This window comes from Shewanella abyssi (assembly GCF_023284025.1).
In the GTDB taxonomy this organism is placed as follows: domain Bacteria; phylum Pseudomonadota; class Gammaproteobacteria; order Enterobacterales; family Shewanellaceae; genus Shewanella; species Shewanella abyssi.
Map to the genome: position 1 here is coordinate 1 of NZ_JAKIKR010000070.1, position 18,056 is coordinate 18,056.

General features: G+C 45.5%; 19 protein-coding genes. 9 read left to right on the top strand and 10 right to left on the bottom strand.

What is annotated here, in order from left to right; all coding sequences use genetic code 11:
- Window positions 1-189: 189 nt before the first annotated feature.
- Complete coding sequence (gene hutI / locus L2755_RS20025) at window positions 190-1,416, top strand: imidazolonepropionase (RefSeq protein ID WP_248982447.1); 1,227 nt, start codon at window positions 190-192, stop codon at window positions 1,414-1,416.
- 570 nt (window positions 1,417-1,986) lie between these two features.
- On the opposite strand, the gene L2755_RS20030 is transcribed toward hutI, so the two are convergent.
- The gene (locus L2755_RS20030; protein ID WP_248982448.1) at window positions 1,987-2,805 is read right to left on the bottom strand and encodes a sulfite exporter TauE/SafE family protein; all 819 of its coding nucleotides are present in this window, start codon (window positions 2,803-2,805) and stop codon (window positions 1,987-1,989) included.
- 99 nt (window positions 2,806-2,904) lie between these two features.
- Here L2755_RS20030 and L2755_RS20035 point away from each other — a divergent pair, with 99 nt between their 5' ends.
- Window positions 2,905-3,684, top strand: a complete 780-nt coding sequence (locus L2755_RS20035; RefSeq protein WP_248982449.1) for an AraC family transcriptional regulator — start codon at window positions 2,905-2,907, stop codon at window positions 3,682-3,684.
- A 99-nt stretch (window positions 3,685-3,783) separates the two neighbouring features.
- On the opposite strand, the gene L2755_RS20040 is transcribed toward L2755_RS20035, so the two are convergent.
- Window positions 3,784-3,999, bottom strand: a complete 216-nt coding sequence (locus L2755_RS20040; RefSeq protein ID WP_248982450.1) for a hypothetical protein — start codon at window positions 3,997-3,999, stop codon at window positions 3,784-3,786.
- Between the two features lie 578 nt (window positions 4,000-4,577).
- On the opposite strand from L2755_RS20040, the gene mtnC reads away from it, so the two are divergent.
- The 3 genes from mtnC to L2755_RS20055 all read left to right on the top strand — a co-directional run bounded on the left by mtnC (window position 4,578) and on the right by L2755_RS20055 (window position 6,192).
- Window positions 4,578-5,255, top strand: a complete 678-nt coding sequence (gene mtnC / locus L2755_RS20045; protein ID WP_248982451.1) for an acireductone synthase — start codon at window positions 4,578-4,580, stop codon at window positions 5,253-5,255.
- A 164-nt stretch (window positions 5,256-5,419) separates the two neighbouring features.
- Window positions 5,420-5,848 carry an acyl-CoA thioesterase gene (locus L2755_RS20050; protein WP_248982452.1) on the top strand — a complete coding sequence of 143 codons (429 nt, stop codon included), beginning with the start codon at window positions 5,420-5,422 and terminating at the stop codon, window positions 5,846-5,848.
- 65 nt (window positions 5,849-5,913) lie between these two features.
- Window positions 5,914-6,192, top strand: coding sequence for a GNAT family N-acetyltransferase (locus tag L2755_RS20055; protein WP_428847819.1), 279 nt, complete (start codon window positions 5,914-5,916; stop codon window positions 6,190-6,192).
- A gap of 7 nt (window positions 6,193-6,199) precedes the next feature.
- On the opposite strand, the gene L2755_RS20060 is transcribed toward L2755_RS20055, so the two are convergent.
- The 5 genes from L2755_RS20060 to L2755_RS20080 form a co-directional block, all read right to left on the bottom strand.
- On the bottom strand, window positions 6,200-6,604 hold the full coding sequence (locus tag L2755_RS20060) for an acyl-CoA thioesterase (protein ID WP_248982454.1): 405 nt from the start codon (window positions 6,602-6,604) through the stop codon (window positions 6,200-6,202).
- Window positions 6,605-6,809: 205 nt separating this feature from the next.
- Complete coding sequence (locus L2755_RS20065) at window positions 6,810-8,606, bottom strand: AMP-dependent synthetase/ligase (RefSeq protein WP_248982455.1); 1,797 nt, start codon at window positions 8,604-8,606, stop codon at window positions 6,810-6,812.
- A gap of 220 nt (window positions 8,607-8,826) precedes the next feature.
- A complete protein-coding gene (locus L2755_RS20070; RefSeq protein WP_248982456.1) occupies window positions 8,827-10,116 on the bottom strand; it encodes a hypothetical protein in 1,290 nt (429 codons plus the stop codon).
- On the bottom strand, window positions 10,113-10,958 hold the full coding sequence (locus tag L2755_RS20075) for an ABC transporter ATP-binding protein (protein WP_248982457.1): 846 nt from the start codon (window positions 10,956-10,958) through the stop codon (window positions 10,113-10,115). Before L2755_RS20075 ends, L2755_RS20070 begins: the two co-directional genes overlap by 4 nt.
- Before the next feature lie 13 nt (window positions 10,959-10,971).
- Window positions 10,972-11,346 carry a GntR family transcriptional regulator gene (locus L2755_RS20080; protein ID WP_248982458.1) on the bottom strand — a complete coding sequence of 125 codons (375 nt, stop codon included), beginning with the start codon at window positions 11,344-11,346 and terminating at the stop codon, window positions 10,972-10,974.
- Between the two features lie 139 nt (window positions 11,347-11,485).
- Here L2755_RS20080 and L2755_RS20085 point away from each other — a divergent pair, with 139 nt between their 5' ends.
- From L2755_RS20085 to L2755_RS20095, 3 genes are all read left to right on the top strand, one after another.
- Entirely contained in the window at window positions 11,486-13,099 is a 1,614-nt protein-coding gene (locus tag L2755_RS20085) for an alpha/beta hydrolase (RefSeq protein ID WP_248982459.1), read from the top strand.
- 10 nt (window positions 13,100-13,109) lie between these two features.
- Window positions 13,110-13,844, top strand: a complete 735-nt coding sequence (locus L2755_RS20090; RefSeq protein ID WP_248982460.1) for an ABC transporter ATP-binding protein — start codon at window positions 13,110-13,112, stop codon at window positions 13,842-13,844.
- 79 nt (window positions 13,845-13,923) lie between these two features.
- The gene (locus L2755_RS20095) at window positions 13,924-15,084 is read left to right on the top strand and encodes an ABC transporter permease (protein ID WP_248982461.1); all 1,161 of its coding nucleotides are present in this window, start codon (window positions 13,924-13,926) and stop codon (window positions 15,082-15,084) included.
- Between the two features lie 114 nt (window positions 15,085-15,198).
- Here L2755_RS20095 and L2755_RS20100 read toward each other — a convergent pair whose 3' ends face one another.
- Window positions 15,199-16,212, bottom strand: coding sequence for a GlxA family transcriptional regulator (locus tag L2755_RS20100; RefSeq protein WP_248982462.1), 1,014 nt, complete (start codon window positions 16,210-16,212; stop codon window positions 15,199-15,201).
- A 135-nt stretch (window positions 16,213-16,347) separates the two neighbouring features.
- On the opposite strand from L2755_RS20100, the gene L2755_RS20105 reads away from it, so the two are divergent.
- On the top strand, window positions 16,348-16,527 hold the full coding sequence (locus L2755_RS20105; protein ID WP_248982463.1) for a hypothetical protein: 180 nt from the start codon (window positions 16,348-16,350) through the stop codon (window positions 16,525-16,527).
- 81 nt (window positions 16,528-16,608) lie between these two features.
- Here the strand turns inward: L2755_RS20105 and mog are convergent, their stop codons facing one another.
- Complete coding sequence (mog, locus tag L2755_RS20110; protein ID WP_248982464.1) at window positions 16,609-17,142, bottom strand: molybdopterin adenylyltransferase; 534 nt, start codon at window positions 17,140-17,142, stop codon at window positions 16,609-16,611.
- A 222-nt stretch (window positions 17,143-17,364) separates the two neighbouring features.
- Window positions 17,365-17,856, bottom strand: a complete 492-nt coding sequence (locus L2755_RS20115) for an NlpC/P60 family protein (protein ID WP_248982465.1) — start codon at window positions 17,854-17,856, stop codon at window positions 17,365-17,367.
- Window positions 17,857-18,056 lie beyond the last annotated feature (200 nt).

The following is an 18,056-nucleotide window of genomic DNA, read 5'->3' on the forward strand; positions in this document are numbered from 1 at the left end:
TGATGCACTCTCTTTTTTGTAGTTTTTAGCAGAGGTTGAATATTAACACTAAGGGCAGCCATTAAAAATAATTTGTGAGCTAGCTTGCGTTTACTTGTATATACAAGCTAGCTCACAAATTATTTTTAATGGCTGCCCTTAGTGTTAATATTCAACCTCTGCTAAAAACTACAAAAAAGAGAGTGCATCATGTCGTGGGATCAAGTGTGGATTGATATCAATATTGCGACTATGTCGCCCAATATTGCAGAGCCTTACGGTGCCATTAAAGATGCCGCACTGGCGGTGAAAGACGGCAAAATAGCTTGGGTCGGCAAGCGCGCAGATCTTCCTGAATTTGACGTACTCGGTACACCACTCTACAAAGGCAAAGGCGGCTGGCTAACCCCTGGTCTTATTGATGCCCACACTCATTTAGTGTTTGCCGGTAACCGCGCCAACGAATTTGAACTGCGGCTGCAAGGCGCCAGTTACGAAGAGATAGCCCGTAGCGGCGGTGGCATTATCTCGACGGTGAAAGCTTGCCGCGAAGCAGACGCAGCAGAACTGTTTGAGCTCGGCCGTCAGCGTCTTAACGCACTCGCCAAAGAGGGCGTCACTACGGTTGAGATAAAGTCAGGTTACGGTTTAGATATTGAAACTGAGCTGAAAATACTGCGGGTTGCTCGTGAGCTAGGCAAGCATCATCACGTTGATGTTAAAACCACCTTTTTAGGCGCCCATGCAATTCCGCCAGAATACAAAAATGATAGCGACGCCTACATCGACCTAGTGATCAACGAAATGTTGCCGCGAGTGATAGAGGAAAACCTTGCCGATGCCGTCGACGTGTTTTGCGAGAATATCGCCTTCAGCCTCGAACAGACAGAACGGGTGCTGACGGCCGCTAAGAACGCCGGCCTCGATATCAAGCTACACGCCGAGCAGCTATCAAACTTAGGTGGCTCAGCCATGGCAGCCAAACTTGGTGCAAAGTCTGTTGATCATATCGAGTATCTAGACGAAGACGGGGTTAAAGCCCTCAGCGAAAGTGGCACCTGCGCCACCCTATTACCAGGTGCATTTTACTTCCTGCGCGAAACCCAGTTACCGCCTATCGATCTGCTGCGTCAATACAAGGTGCCGATGGTGGTTGCCAGTGACTACAACCCAGGTTCATCGCCAATGTGTTCAAGTTTGTTGATGCTCAACATGGCTTGCACCCTAATGCGTTTAACCCCGGAAGAAGCATTAGCAGGTATGACGCGCAACGCCGCCAAAGCGTTAGGCATTGAAGCCGAGGTTGGTGTGTTAGAAGCTGGCATGACAGCGGATTTCTGCCTGTGGAATATCACTACTCCAGCGGAGCTTTCCTACACCTACGGCGTTGGAACCTGTATTGATGTGGTGAAGAATGGCCGCTTGGTACACCAGTAATTCTTTATAAAAGCGGGATGCCAGAGCGATGAGGTAATCTCATCGTTTGGGTGCCACCATTTGGCTATAGTGGATCCTGCCTTTTAAGCAAAGCTGTTTAACTGTTTCTGCTTCTGTATCTAATTACCTCATAGGTAACTTCCTGCATCAGTGGTTCCAATGACCTGCGGTCGGCGGATGTGCAGACGCAACTGAGGCTCGCTGCAAGTCCATCTGACCTCCAGGGATGGAGGGAATGCCAAATTCAGTATGGAACAGAATTGGCCATGGCCGCTCTGCGGTTTCATCCCTGAAACCGAAGTCCGTAATGCCCACACGGTCTTTCCCGTGCATCCATGCACTTCAATCCTGCCTATCAGATGTGGGCATAGCTTTCACGGGGACAAGCCGTTCCTTGGCATCTGACCCATATGGATATGGGAAATGTCTATATGATGTCGGGAATATCATTGACCACGCCACCACGACATTTGTAAGTCCATTTACAGCAGATGTCCCATCGGAAGCGTTAGGCTAAAGAATGGGGCAAAGCGCTATAACGTAGATTTGTATTTAGGCTCTGGCGCAGCTTTAAAGCACTGCTACTATGTTGAATAGCATCTTTAAACTGATTATAAATAACAGTAATCCAAATAGCTTTTTGAGTAGCTGCTGCGGGATCTTACTTGAAAACCTCACTCCTAAAGGAGCCACTAGAAAGCCTGTTATTGATATGATCAGCACCGAAGGGAGATGGATAAAACCTAACGTCCAAGGTAACGCAGTAGCCTCTCCGGTGTATGACTCGACGCCATTGATCACATAGCCACCAGTGCCAACGATGGCGATAGCAACGCCGATCGCTGCCGAACTAGCGATGGCATTGCTAATATTAACGCCCTGCTTAACTAAGTAGGGAACAATCAGTGATCCTCCTCCAATCGCGGTTAACGTCGATACAGTGCCAATGGCAATTGATACTAAACCTGTATGCGCTCCCTGCCGCTTCATGACTTTTGCTGCTTGTCGGTTAAACAGCATACTCAACGATAGATAGCCCATAAATGCTGTAAAGAGTAGTGAAAGTAACAGTGTGTCAACAATGGATATCAGCAATGACGCCACGACACTGCCCAATAAAATAAATGGCACCATGCTCTTAACCACTTTCCAATCCACATTTTGCTCTCTGTGATGTGCCCGTGCACTTGAAAACGTCGTCGCTATAATCGAAGCCATCGCAGTGCCTAACGACAGATGCACCGCAATATCAGCTTGAACACCTTGAGATAAAAAAAGACTGGTTAACACTGGCACTAAAATGCCGCCACCACCGACACCGAGTAAGCCGGCAATCAAACCAACACCCCCCCCTAAAATAAGCAACTGAACTAGGTATACCGACTCCATAAATTTTCCCCCTACCAATTAGATAAAGAGTGATGGTACATTGATACTTAACCGTCCTATTATCGAATAGAGGACGGAATATATCGAATAGAGGACAAAATGAAACTCAGCCCTTCAAAAGAATCCTTTGAACCTTTGGCTAAACCGATTGTGTTGGTCAAAAGAAGGCTCAATAAAGGCACCGAAATTGAGCCTCATCACCATGATTGGGGGCAGCTTTTATATGCTCACCGAGGTGTGATCACAGTGAAAACAGACAGCGTAAAATATATCTGTCCTGCAGAACAAGCGGTATGGCTTCCGCCTCACATTGAGCATGAAGTGTCAGTGTTGACCGATTGTGAATTGAGTAGTTTTTATTTTGACCGACAGCAAATACTAACGCTTCCAAGCTACTCTCAGGTCATTGGGATCTCTCCTTTACTCAAGATGCTAATCGTTGAAGCACTCAATATATCCGCAAGCTACGCATGGCAAAGTGTGGCTGGTAGGCATCTAAGGTTAATTCGTGATTTTATCGCCATAGCGCCTGCTGTTGAAACTAGCTTACCGTCTCCCACTTCAGAAAAGTTGCTGCGTATTGCTCTGCAGCTTAACCAAAGGCCTGATGACAATAAGAGCATAGAGGAGTGGGGAGCCCTGCTAGGCGCCTCGGCTCGCACGCTTTCACGTAATTTTAAAAAAGAGACCGGTATAAGCTACACATCGTGGCGCCAAAGATTAAAAGTACAAATTGCGATTAATTTACTGCATCAAGGGCTACCCGTCACCGAAGTTGCTTTCCAGCTGGGTTACCAAAGCCCATCGGCCTTTATTTATATGTTTAAGCAAAATACAGGCATGACCCCCAGTAACATTACCAATCAGTCACGGCAATAAAGAGGGTTAGTATCAGTAGCTAAAAAACTTTGTTCAGGCTGGATTACAGGCTTGGAAACATTAATAAATCGCCGATACCACGGGCGATTTATTTGACTCTTACTTACAAGTACCACGCTCAACCAAGACTTTATTATTGGTCACGGTACCTTGAGTTACGCTAGTTCGATTGAAACAGGGTATATATTGTGTTCCAACTTGAACACCATTACTGTCCAAATAAGCGTAGATCGAAAACTCCCAATAAGCGGCTTGCACTGCTGTTGATATTGCAGCGGTTGTAATCAGTGCGACAAGTCCTTTTTTTATATTCATTATTTATCCCTTAAATTTTTATATGGCGTAATGCCACCAATAATACTATCGGTTTAACTCAGCTTATCTATTACGCTTTTAGTTGATAACTCATACAGGGCGTCATCATTTCGTATGACGCCAAATAAGTACTCATTTGATTAAACCGACTATTCATGCCGAATTCAAGATACAAGGAAATAGCAGCTCACAAGAGTTTTAGTTATATCCATACCATCGCTTTCTCCTTAGCGTATAGAGACAGAACGCTGAACCCTTTTGATCAAACGCTGGCAGCATACATTTTCATGTTTGCAAATAAACCCAGTCTTGAATAAGTGTAACAAGTAACAAAAAACATTTTTATAAACAAACATTTAGAGCTCGCTTCGCAAATGTAATCCATTCAATAAATCAAATGCACCTACAGCAGCTTATCAGTAGATAATGCACCGTTATTTCTCACCAAAGCCAAACAAGCGCTAAAACTGAAAATTAACTACAGTTTGCAGCGCGAATAGACTAGCCAAAAAGACCGTTTCAGCTTAGGATCTGAACAATAAACAGATCAATTGCACATTGCGGAGTAAGCAAACATTATGGGTATCAGAGCCATTGTCGTAGATACAGCCGGTACAACTACCGATCTTAACTTTATTGAGGATGTTCTTTTTCCTTATTCAGCTAAGGCATTACCCGCTTTTCTTGAAGAAAATCAAAACAATGTTTTAGTTGAAAACTGCATTTGTGATGTACAAGATATTGCCCTTGAGCCTGATGCTAATCTTGCTCGTGTGACTGAAATTCTGCTGCAGTGGATTAGCGAAGATCGCAAAGCGACGCCCCTAAAAACTATCCAAGGCCTAATCTGGAAACAGGGTTACGCAAATGGTGAGTTTACAGGACATATCTTTCCTGACTTTATCGAAGCTCTTGATGGCTACAAGCAAAAAGGCTTACGCATTTATAGCTTTTCATCGGCTTCTGTTGATGCGCAAAAACTCCTGTTTGGTAATAGCGATGCCGGCGATTTAACTGATAAATTTAATGGCCATTTCGACACTCGCACTGGTAATAAACGCTTTAAACAAGCTTACCGTAATATCCTAAACACTATCAGCCTGAGCCCGAAGCAGATTTTATTTGTGTCTGATGTGCTGGAAGAGTTAAAAGCCGCAGATGAAGCAGGCCTAAACGTTATGCAGATGGTACGTGATGATAGCCAACGTACAGGTGACTTTAAGCAGATCAGTAGTTTTGCTGACATTGAGCTCTAAGCGCTAGCCGCTAACATTAAAAGGCATTCAATGAATGCCTTTTTTTATGGCTTTAGATAATTACTTTAGCCTGTCCTTGTCGCGACTCCAGCATGCTGATATGCTGACTAAAAATCAAACAACCGTTTGAATACTAAAAACCGAGTCAACGACAAGAGATCATTATGGATAAGTTTCTCAAGCAGTACCCAATTAATACTGAAATAAACGTTGCATGGGGCGAAATGGATGCACTGCAGCACGTTAACAACGTGGTTTATTTTCGCTATTTCGAAACGGCTAGAATCGACTTTTTTAATCAGATTAACTTGTTAGAAGATCTGCAAACGACCTCTGTTGGCCCAGTGATCAGCGAAAACCAAGCTCGCTATAAACGCCCGGTGACCTTTCCAGATACCATAGTCGTCGGCGTGAGCATTAGTGACATTAAAGATGACCGGTTCATGATGCACTACCATGTTTTTAGTAAAGCTCAGCAAGCAGTCACCACCATTGGTTCATCTCAAGTGGTGATGTTTAACTTTAAAACCGGTCAAAAAGCCACATTAACAGCACCACTGTTAGATGCCTTGAAAACCTATCAGCAGGCCTAATAAAGAGATGTTAAGGACTTATTAGTCCGAGCCTTACGGGTATGTTCAACAATGAGGAGCAATCGATGAGCGGGCAAGTGATTCACTTAGCAGATGAAAATCGATTTGTTATTAATATCGATAATGCTCAAGCCATACTTAGCTATGACATTTTACTTGGTACTCCGCGCAATAGATGCAATTTCAACAGTACCTTTGTACCAAATGAGTTACGGGGTATAGGACTAGCGGAAAAGTTAGTTCGCCACGGACTTCGTTGGGCAAAATCACAAGACTTACAAATTGAAGCAAGCTGCTGGTATGTACAGAAGTTTTTAACCCCCTACATAGAGCAGCCCAAATAGTATGCGTTTAAGCGCCTGTTAGCTGCGCTAATTGCTGACGCAGCGCTTCACTCAAGGGCACACTTTTTTCAGTAGCGTAATCGTAATGCACCATAGCAGTTTGCGCTTCAGCCGTTTTTTTGCCATTTTGCCAGCAACTCTGGGTTAACTCAAAGCTACTATTACCGATGCGGCTGACCCAAGTTTTTACCGCTACATCGCTGGCAAAATAGGTTGGTGCGTTAAAAGCGATAGTGAAGCCAGCGACAATCAGGTTCCATTTCGACAGATCTTGAGTTGGGTTAAATATCTGAAATATCGGTTCACGCGCCGCTTCGAACCACACGGGAATAACCGTATTGTTGATATGACCTAAGGCATCCGTTTCACAAAAACGCGGCTGTATAGTTAAGCTAAATTCACTTTCCTTCACGGTTTTCTGTCCTTTATTTATTATTATTAAACATTGCCGCCATTCTACCGATAAAACAGTCAATAGGGTAAAGCCAGCGTTTTTATATAGATGCCGATGCGTCAACGGGGGTAAACACTATTAGTTATTAACAACATATTTTCCAGATACAAAAAAGGATGCCTGAGCATCCTTTTATCGTGATGAAACGTCTAGCTACGGCTGCTTAACGACCATACATAGCATTAATTTCTTGCGAGTATTTCTGATAGATCATCTTACGACGCAGTTTCATGGTTGGGGTAATTAAGCCCGCTTCCATTGAAAAAGCATCAGGTAGCAGGGTGAACTTTTTAATCTTCTCAAACCCAGCTAACTCGGATTGTAGCGCCTTTAAACGCTCCTCAAAATGCGCTATCACATGTGAATTACGCAGTAGCTCAAGCGGGCTATCGTAATGTAAGCCCTTCTCTTTCGCCCAGACTTCTAGCGACTCAAAAGCGGGTACAATCAATGCAGTTACATAGTTACGCGCATCAGCAACAATCGCGACTTGCTCGATGAATGGGCAGCAACCTACCTTTCCTTCGACCCGCTGCGGCGCAATATACTTGCCGTTTGAGGTTTTCATTAACTCTTTAATACGATCGGTAATAAACAGATTGCCATCAGCGTCGATCCGACCCGCATCTCCGGTTTTTAACCAACCATCTTCAAAGGTGTCAGCGGTTTCTTGTGGACGATTAAAGTAACCGCGCATCACAGTATCGCCGCGCACTAAAATTTCGTTATCTTTACCTAGCTTAATTTCAACTTCAGGCAATACCTGGCCATTGGAGCCTGGTACGCGGTTAGCTAAGGTATTACAGGTTGCTGTTGCGGTAGTTTCTGTCATGCCGTAACCACAAAGTACCGGTACATCGATGCCTTGAAAGAAGGCACTTACATTAGGATCTAACGCCGCACCACCGCAAGGCATAAACTTCAAACGACCGCCCAACACTTGCTTTAGCTTGCCAAAAACTAATTTATTGGCAAGTTTCCACTGTAAGCTCAAGCCTAACGACGCCTTGTGACGCCCTTGACCCACCTCAGACTGCTTATGCCCGACCGACATCGCCCAGCTAAACATCTTCTGTCTCGCTTGTGGCGCTTTAATCACCTTATCTTGTACCGCGCTGTACACCTTCTCTAAAAATCTCGGTACGACACATAAAGTATGTGGTCGCACCTGAACAATCGCCTCTTTCACTGCCATTGGGTTTTGTAGATAAACGTTATGACCACCACGACATAGGACGTAAAAACTCCAACCACGCTCAAACACATGGCTTAGTGGTAAGAATGCTAACGAAACATCGCCCGGTGTAAATGGTAACAATTGATCATGCTGACGCACCATAGACGCTATATTTCGATGCTCTAGCATCACCCCTTTAGGCTCACCCGTGGTGCCAGAGGTGTAAATAAGCGTTAATAGATCATCAAGATTTAAATCTGCTAAGCGTCTTTCAAGCTCGCTATCGGCTTCACTATCAAGTTCACGTTCGAGCAGTTCATCTAAATGGCAATGATTTTGCAAATCTTGCAACTCAACAGTTCTGTCGAATACTACAACACGCGTCAGGCTGTCACATTGACTAACAAGTTTACATGCCATTGCGTATTGCTCTGCGTCGCCAGCAAAAACAAGCTTAGCCTGAGCATCGTTAACCATGTAAGCCGCTTGTTCTAAGGTACTTGTTGGATAGATTGGCACAACCACCGCTTTGGCCTTTAGCAAGCCTAAATCTGCACAGGTCCACTGCGGACAGTTCTGCGAAAGGATCACGGCGCGGTCTTGTGACTCAATACCGAACTGGATTAACAGCCGTGCTATTTTTGAGGTGATAACATCGAAGTTGCTCCAGCTAACTTGATGCCAAGGCGCGGCCATTTCGAATCCTTCGAGTGCTATCGCATCGCCAAGTGCTTGGCTTTGCTGCTGTATGAGACGTATAACGTGAAATGACTCGAGTGACATAAAATAACTACCTTTTAGCTTACAAGTGTTCCGCTTTTACCTAAGTTTACTCGAAGTTCTCGGAAAAACTAAGAGCTTTTGCTCTATTTATGTTAACTCAAACACAAAAAAAGACCGTTCATGGTGATAAACAGTCTTCAATGAACAATTTTTTTTTCATTAAGCAGTTCAATTAAAACAGAAACAACTAAGTTCACTACTCATGGGTATATTCAAACCGTTAACTAGACAATAAATCACCACGCCACAAGCGATATTTAGCGTACCAAAGACCCGTAAATGCCAAGATAAGCAACGGCACATCCCATGCAATCCAGCTCCAAATGTCACCACCATTTTGCACCGTCGACAGCGAAGATGACACCCACCCCGATTGCAGGGCGACTAAGAATATGGTGGCAGAGATCTGCGCCGAGGTACGGCACATCGATCCCAAGCCAAGGATCAATGCACAGCCAAACACATTGCTAAGCACGATGTGCAGCCACACCGAAAAACTCACTAAAGGAGAAAGCAAGCTCACCAGTGCCGCTGTCAGCATCATGCTAACAGTCAATATTACCAGCAGACGATATTGCGCCAACATAAAGGCATCAATCATGCCCTGCTTGCCATCAAATCCGGGCAGCACAAATAGACTTTCAACCGCGCGCCAACGTTGAATGCGACTCCAATGCAGCATAGCGCATGCGATGCTATTAAATTGCACTAATAAAAAGAGCACCGGCAACTGCACATCTAACGTATAAGCCCCTAAAGCCAAGACTAAAGTGACCACTGGCATTGCCACTAACAGTGTTATCAGCATCGGGCCGATGAAGTAGTTTGCTGGGTGCAGGTAACGCTCGATTCGATTGAACACACTAAACGATTGAGCTGCGGGTAACCAAAACCAGCCCATCTCTAAACCATTGAGATAAACGTTACGCGCATCATGATGCCAACTTAGCTTGCTGACCTTTTGCCAAACTATCACCACCATTATTAACAGCGCTATAACCAGTATTAGTGAACCACCAGCTGGCAAGTAAGCCGTGATGTTTTCGGCGAAGGGGCTCACTAAATAGAGAATGAATGACAGATAGAACGCAGCCACTTTGACTAAACAGAGGTAGATAAAAAGCAAGCCTAAAACGGTGATGAGTAACAGCTGATCTACCTGCTCAATCAAACCATTAACGGCAAGAAAAATTACCGACAGTGATAAACTCGCGGCCAGTAATATTGCCGCTTGCCACACCACGTTACGTCGATACTGCGGCACCAATGTCGCCCACTCAGTGGCGGCGAGTCGATTGAACTGCCAAGCAATCGCAGCACAAACCGACACCAAAAACATACCCAACAGCAAGGTAATAACAGCTGATTGTTGCTCAATAAAAGACAACACAATAGCCATGATTAACCCCATGGCTCCGGCGCCTAGAAAGCTGGCACTACCGAGATCAAACAGCCATAACCGAGTGCTACCCGCAAGCCATTGCGGCGCTGCAAATTGGCGTTGACTCATGAGTGCAACTCCATAAAGAGTTGCTCAAGGTTTAATGAGTGGCTGCTAATCAGCCCTTCGAAGTCTTGCTGATGGTAGTTATCAACCACCACATTGTTACCATTACGATGCAGTATCTTGAGCTCACTGGGCAGTGTTGCGGTCTCAGATAGCTTCAGCAGTTTTACTTGCTCTCTTAGCTCATCTATCTCTTTAAAAATAATCAGCTCACCGTGCTTTATTAATGCAAGGTGGCTGGCAACACGTTCAAGATCAGAGGTGATATGCGAAGAGAACAACACACAAGAGCCAGATTCAAGTGCCAGCTCAAATAGATCTGCCATAAACTTGCGTCGAGCAATTGGATCTAAGCTGGCAACGGGTTCATCAAGAATAAGGAGCTTAGGGCGATAAGCCATCGCCATGATTAACGCTAATGATTGGCGTTGGCCCACCGATAACCGCTGCACCTGTTGCTTAAGATCAAGGTCGAAGCGCTGCAACCATGCAGACTCTAGATCCATGTCCCACTCAGGATAGAAGCTACGATGCAGTGTGAGTGCTTTAGCCACGCTAAAACCTTCGTAGCCAAAGGGTTGCTGCGGTACATAACCAATTTGAGCTTTAATCTCTGAGGTCATCTGATCCACGGGGGTGCCCAAGACCTCAATGCTGCCAGTGCTGGCTTGTATGATCCCTAACGCGCAGCGCATAAGCGTTGATTTACCGGCACCATTTTGACCTAAGAGTCCAACGACCATTCCAGGGTAAAGGGCCATATCTAATGCATTAAGCGCTACTTTTTCATCAAAACGTTTGGTCAGCTGCTTGCATACTAAGATCGGCGTTGCGTTCATATCCATCGAAAAAAATCCTTTATTTCTGCCAGCGATCACCGAGCAGTGTTTGTAAGGCATCTAGACTCATGCCGAGTTGTTTTGCTTGCTCAATAACCGCGTCAACTTGCGGGTGTAACAGTTGTCCATGAGTGTTGGGGTCTGCCAGTTCTCGCAGTGCCACCCGTGTGGGTTGGCCACGACGACGCTCAAGCCAACCTTGCTCAACCAGCTGCTGCACTGCACGGGAGACCGTCATCGGATTTACCGTTAGGTGCTCTGCCATCTGCCGCACCGACGGCAACACTTGTTGACTTTGCAATTGACCACCGACAATTAGACGCACAATCTGCTCGCTTAATTGTTTATAAATAGGTTCGCCACTGCTGGGGTTGACATTTAGTTGCTCTAACATTAGCCTTTAGTCACTGTATTAATACATTGATACACCAGTGAACTTAACATATACCCGCTCCACTTCAAAGTACATGTTTCAGAGCTGGCTGAGGTAGAGCGGGTATGGATACGCTAAATTGCAAAAAGGAATAAGTATCATGCATCATGGAATGTATTCACCACGAAAAATGGGAGTGGACCCTACTCTTACGCTTCGTAAAAAAGTCGCTCTAGCAGTGGTTATTTGGGCAGCAATACTGATCCCTTCAGTTCACGCTCTGCCACTAACACTCAGCGCGCCCACATCGGTAAATACCACAGATAACAGCTGCTATGTTGATGGCCTTTCAGAGCGAATGAATTGTGGCTCCATCAGTGTGCCAGAGGATCATGACCGGCCTGAAGGCAAACAGATTCAGATCCATTACGTGGTCATGCCAGCGATTAAGAGCAGCGGTAAAAGTGAGGCGCTACTGGCAATTGCTGGCGGCCCGGGGCAATCAGCCATTGAGAATGCTCAAGGCTTCGACCAGATGCTGACCAAGGTACGTCAAAGCCACGATGTCATCTTGATAGATCAGCGCGGTACTGGCCAATCGAACCCACTGCAATGTGTTGCTGATGGATTTGAAAGTCCACTTGCCATTAACGAAAGTGACTTTGATACCCGGGTCGAAACACAGAAGTGTTTAGATGAGCTTGATGCCGATGTCAGCCAATACGATAGCTTATCTGCCCTTAGAGATTTTGAAGCGGTAAGGCAGCATCTAGGCTATCAAAAGTTACACTTGTACGGCGTATCCTATGGTACCCGCATGGCACAGCTGTATATGCGTGATTACCCTGAACATGTAGCCACTGTCACCTTAGATGGTGTGGTGCCAATGCAGCAAAGTGTATTGGCCATCGGTGATGCCATCGCCCGCGCTTTTGATCTCGTTATTCAAGACTGTAGCAACAACACACTTTGCCACAACCAATTCCCTGAACTGGCAGCAGAGCTTGCACAAGTCGACACTGAACTGGCACAAGCAGCAAAGATCAGTACCATTGCCGATCCTACCACGGGTGAAGCCACTCAACTGACAATGACCCGCAGTAAGTTCAAAGGCTCACTGCGTATGGCCCTGTACTCACCCAGTGTGCGAGCGCTAATCCCTCATGCTATTCACCAAGCGTCGCAAGGCAACTTCCAGCCAATTACCGGACTGTATGCCATGTCGATGGATGGAGCCGGAATCGCAATGGGCATGCACGCCTCGGTAGTGTGTGCTGAAGATTGGCCACGCTTAACCCCGCAGCTGCGTGCCAGCACAGCAAAAAACTACTTCGGCAGAGAGATGCTTAAAACTTTCGAGCAATCCTGCGCCGTGTGGAATATGCCCGCAGTAGATGCCAGCTTTAGCCAAGCGATTGCCAGTGATATTCCGACACTGCTGTTATCGGGCGAACTTGATCCAGCTACTCCACCGAGTTGGGGCGAGATGGCAATGGAAAAACTCACCAACGCGAAGCATTTTGTCGCTCCTTATGCCACCCACGGTGTTGCTTACCAGTCTTGCGGCAACAACCTAATTGCCGAGCTCATTGAAAAAGGTGCCGTGAGTGACATTGATGGGGAATGCTTAAATAAAGATATTCGCCGCAACTTCTACCTAAATGCCAGTACCGTTGAAGCGATACCCAGCGACACAGAACAAACCGCCCAGAGCGAAGAGAGCTCCCTCAGTCAAGAAACAGCCTTGAGCCCGAAAAAAGCCCTGAACCAGTAAGGAAACACCCATGATACAAGTATCAAATTTATCAAAACGCATCGGAGATGTGCAGGCGCTGAATGATTTAAGCTTTTCAGCTCTCGACGGCCAAATTACTGGGCTGCTAGGCCCAAATGGCGCAGGCAAAACAACCTGTTTACGCACCGTTTTCGGTTTACTTAAACCCGATAATGGCTTTGCTGAAATCGATGGGATTAATATTGCAAAATCACCGGTTGCCGCCAAGCAGCAGTTGGGACTATTTCCTGACCCGTTTGGGCTATACGAGCGTTTAACGCCGCGTGAATACATCAGTTACTTTGCCGAGCTAAATGGCCTATCACGCAGTGATGCTAAGCACGCCACCAGCAGTGTGATTGAAAAGCTGCACCTAGCCGATATCGCCGACAGACAATGTAAGGGCTTCTCCCAAGGCCAGAGAATGAAAACGGCACTGGCGCAAGCCATCGTCCACCAACCCACCAATATTGTGCTCGATGAGCCGACACGCGGTCTCGATGTAATGAGTACCCGGGTGTTGCGTGACATATTGCGTGACCTTAAAAACCAGGGTCACTGCGTATTGTTCTCAAGTCATGTGATGCAAGAGGTAGCCGCGCTTTGCGATCAGGTGATTGTCATGGCGGAAGGTAGAGTGGTTGCTGTCGGTAGCCCAGATGGACTGTGCCAACAAACAGGTAAAGCCTCACTTGAGGACGCCTTTATTCAGCTTATCGGTACCGATGAAGGGATTGCCGCATAACTCTGCCGTAAATAAGTCAGAGATTGGCCACCAAACTCTGCAAGTTAACGCTAGCGAATAGCGACAAAAGGATTTAAAAATGAGTAATAAAACAATCACCATGATCCGTAAGGAACTGATTGATGCCGCTCGCGATAAGCGCTCAGTGATGGCTGGGCTCTACTACGCAGTAGGGGCTCCACTACTGATGTGCGGTATGTTTTTTATGTTGATCGGCCAGCTAACCAGTCCTGAAGATTTAAATATCAATATTAACAATCCTCAAGGCGCCCCCGATCTGGTTAAGTACCTTTCGAGCAAAGGAATTACCCATGGCAAGAATGAAGATCAAGTTGAAGGCGAAAAGGTAGACACTAAAGATATCTTGCTGATCATCAGCGATGATTATGCCAGCAACATGGCCAAAGGGATCAGTGCCGAGGTGACTTTAGTTGCCGATGCTTCAAATGAGAAATTGCAAAAGTCGATTCGTCGTCTTGAAAAGCGCCTGCAACAGTACAGCGCTGAGATGGGTAGCTTGCGTTTGATTGCACGTGGTATCGACCCCAGAGTCATGCAACCGATCAAGCTTAACGTCGAGGATCAAGCCACACCAGATTCAAAAGCAGGCATGATCTTAGGCATAGCCACCATGACGATGATCTACGCGGTATTTATCTCAGGTATGAACCTCGCCATTGATACCAGTGCAGGCGAACGCGAACGTAATTCACTGGCGCTACTACTGAGTCACCCGGTATCGACGAGTCAGATCGTGATCTCGAAAATTGTCGCCGTCACGCTGTTTGGAATGATAGGTCTGCTACTAACACTCATAGTGTCGAAATTTGCCTACAGCTTTGTGCCTTGGCAAGAGCTTGGATTTAGCGTCAGCGTTAACAGCCGCTTTATTGGCATGATGATGCTCATCGGTCTTCCCGTGGCCATCATGGCAGCCTGCCTGCAGTTATTTGTATCGTTTCTGGCCAAGAGTTTTAAAGAAGCCCAGTCATATCTCACCATCGTATTGATGTTACCTATGATGCTCGCGATGGCGGCCAGCTACGATATCGCGCCAGAGACTTTGCAATGGCTACCGGTATCAGGCCAGTTACAAGCGTTAATAGAGTTCATTAAAGGCCGAGAGCTACCTGGAATGCAGTTGGCGATTTCATCATTGATCACCCTAGCCATCTCAGCAGCACTCGCTTTTGGCATGCAAAAATCTCTCAAAAGCGAAAAGATTGTCTTTGGACTGTAATCTTTACCGATACCCATCCTACTTGAAGATGGGTATATAAGGAGCCTCTTAATAGTCATAACCTAAGAGGCTCAGCTTCAACAGAGATAAAGTCCAATGATCCAGACAGAAAATTTAATACTCGCAGCAACTGTGAGTATTAAATTTTTGCCGATACGCTCTGGGCGATAAACTGGTGAGTTGAATAAACAGCTTTCTAAAGGAGCTAACATCTTCATAGCCTACCTTTATGACTATCTGCTCTAATGCTAACTCGGTAGTTTCCAATAAACGCTTAGCTTCATCCACTCTTAAGCGCTGCATGTAACTCGCTGGCGTTTCATTCAATGCATTTTTAAAGCGGCGGATCAAGGTGCGTTTACCTACCGCAAACTTATCGGCAATATCATCGAGCAGAAAACTCTGGGCTAAATGCAGCTGCATCCAATCTTGAATACGACTGATCAGTTCATCTTTATGTCTGGGGCTAGCATCTAGTGTCATAAAGGGTTGTTGTGATATGCGATTGGGGTCAATCAGTAAAATCTTCGCCATTTGGGTGGCTATCTGCTCGCCCGCTAGCTGTTTAACCAGCTGTAATGCCAAGCTCAAATTAGCAGTGGTCGCGCCAGCGGTATGCATCTGTCCGTCGCTCATGACCAGGTGCTCCATACATAAGTTAACCTTGGGAAATGAACGCTTAAACAGATCGGCCAACCACCAAACACAGGTCGCGGTTTTTCCATCAAGCAGCCCGCTCGCAGCCAACACCAATGTACCCGAGCAGTATGCTGCGATAGGCTTGCCAGTCTCAGCAAACTGGTACAAATTGGGCAAGTGCGGGCTAAACGCCTTTAGATATGCCTCAAGTTCACTGCGGTTAGTGATGGTGGAAGACGCCACCACGACAACATCCGCGTGTGACAAATAATGCGCGGCGTCATCATGGGCAATCACCGGCAGCAATAATTCATGATTAGTTTTAATAGGATCGCCAGTAGGAGATATTATTTTACACTCAAACAGATCGTCTTCAGCATTGCTTTGCGTCACCTTCCAATAGGTGTTGCAGAAGCTAAACACATCCATAAAGCTAATAATGCCACCAGCTACGGCATTGTCAGCCGCTAAAATAACGATTCTCTTCATTACTTGCACCTTGTCACTAATCACCTATATTTTGTCAATAATGCCACTTATCAGCAAATTGTCCACAATTTAAACTATATCTACGTTGTTACTACCGATAAGTTCTAGCGATGAGCTAAGAGCAAGGAGTCAGTTATGAAAGCATTCTCGACCAAACATCTATTCAGTTTAAGTTATTGGTTACTGAGCTGGGCGTTATTAGTCTGGCTTAACTTTAGCATTGAGCCCAACGCCATGGTGCATTTTGTGGTGATCCCTGCATTGCTATTGATTACCGGCCTAAATGCTGTGAGCCTGTGTAACAAGAAATGCTAGCAGAGTGAATATTAGCCGAAAACATTCCAGACAAAAAAAGCCCGAGTCTTATGCTCGGGCTTTTTAAAGTTAGACTACAAATTACTTAGCTTTAGGTCTAAACGGTTTAATAACCGCTTCGTCGCATTCTAAGAATGGACCGTCCATCAGATCAATACAGTATGGAATGGCTGGGAATACTGCATCCAAACACTCGCGAATTGATTTTGGCTTGCCTGGCAAGTTAACAATCAATGAGTCGCCACGTAGGCCTGCAGTTTGGCGCGACAAAATAGCCGTAGCAACGAACTTCAACGATTCGGCACGCATCAGCTCACCAAACCCGGGCATCATGCGATCACATACCGCTTCAGTTGCTTCAGGCGTTACATCGCGCTTTGCTGGACCCGTACCACCAGTGGTGACGATTAAACTGCAGTTCTGCACATCTGCCATTTCAATCAGCGTAGCTTCGATAACATCAGTTTCGTCCGGGATCACCTTATAAACAGGCTCCCACTCTGATGTTAGGTATTCGTTTAGCACATCGATAATAGCCTTACCGGATAGATCTTCGTAGACACCAGCGCTAGCACGATCACTTACTGTGACAATACCAATTTTTGCTTTGCTCATTGTTTTATCCTTTCACTTTAATCTATTGCGAGATCACCCGCGGCTACTGCCATCGAATGTCAAAATCTGTTGACGGTATAATACCAGTTCTTACTGAAACGTGTGGACAAGCTCTGAGAAGATAGTTTTCAGTAAGAACGGCTATAAAGTAGCATAAAGTTAACTAGCGGAATTTGATGAATATCTATTATATGCGCTAGAGCCACTGAAAATGCCAAGCCGTTAGAGTCTTCTCGATAGCCAGTACTTTTGCTTCCAATAGCGATTGTTCAAGCTAGAGATCATCACCCCTTGGCTCGTCGAAGCATGTAAAAACTGATCATTACCAATGTAGATCCCAACGTGACGCGTACTCCAGCCTGTTTTGAAGAATACCAAATCCCCCTCTCTGAGCTGATTTTTGCTGACGCTTTTGCCTACACTCCTTTGCTCATCAGTGGTTCGAGGCAGCTTTACGCCAAATTTGTCATTAAAGCCTAGCGCCACAAACCCTGAACAATCAACGCCACTCTTACTCATGCCACCGAAACGGTAAGGGGTGCCTTTCCATTCGCTATGTAATTGCATTAATTGTTTTTTTACTGCCGTAGCATTATCTAACGCTATCTTTTCGCTTGAATTATCTCTGTTGCTTATGTCGCGACTTGGTGCGCTTGGTGCGCTTGAACAGGCATTTAATAATAAAATAAAGACTAAAACAAAAAGAACTTTCATATAAATCCATAGAGTTAATATCCAAGCAACGTCAACATGCTCACGCCAGTATTTCGAGATCATTTTAGTCTAAATATACCGTCGGCCAAACGGTAACCTGACACAGTAAGAGTAATTTAAATTAGTGAAGATTAAATTAATGAGCAAGTAAGCTTTCAATGCAAAAAATTTAAACTATATATAAAGGGAGCGCTAGTTAA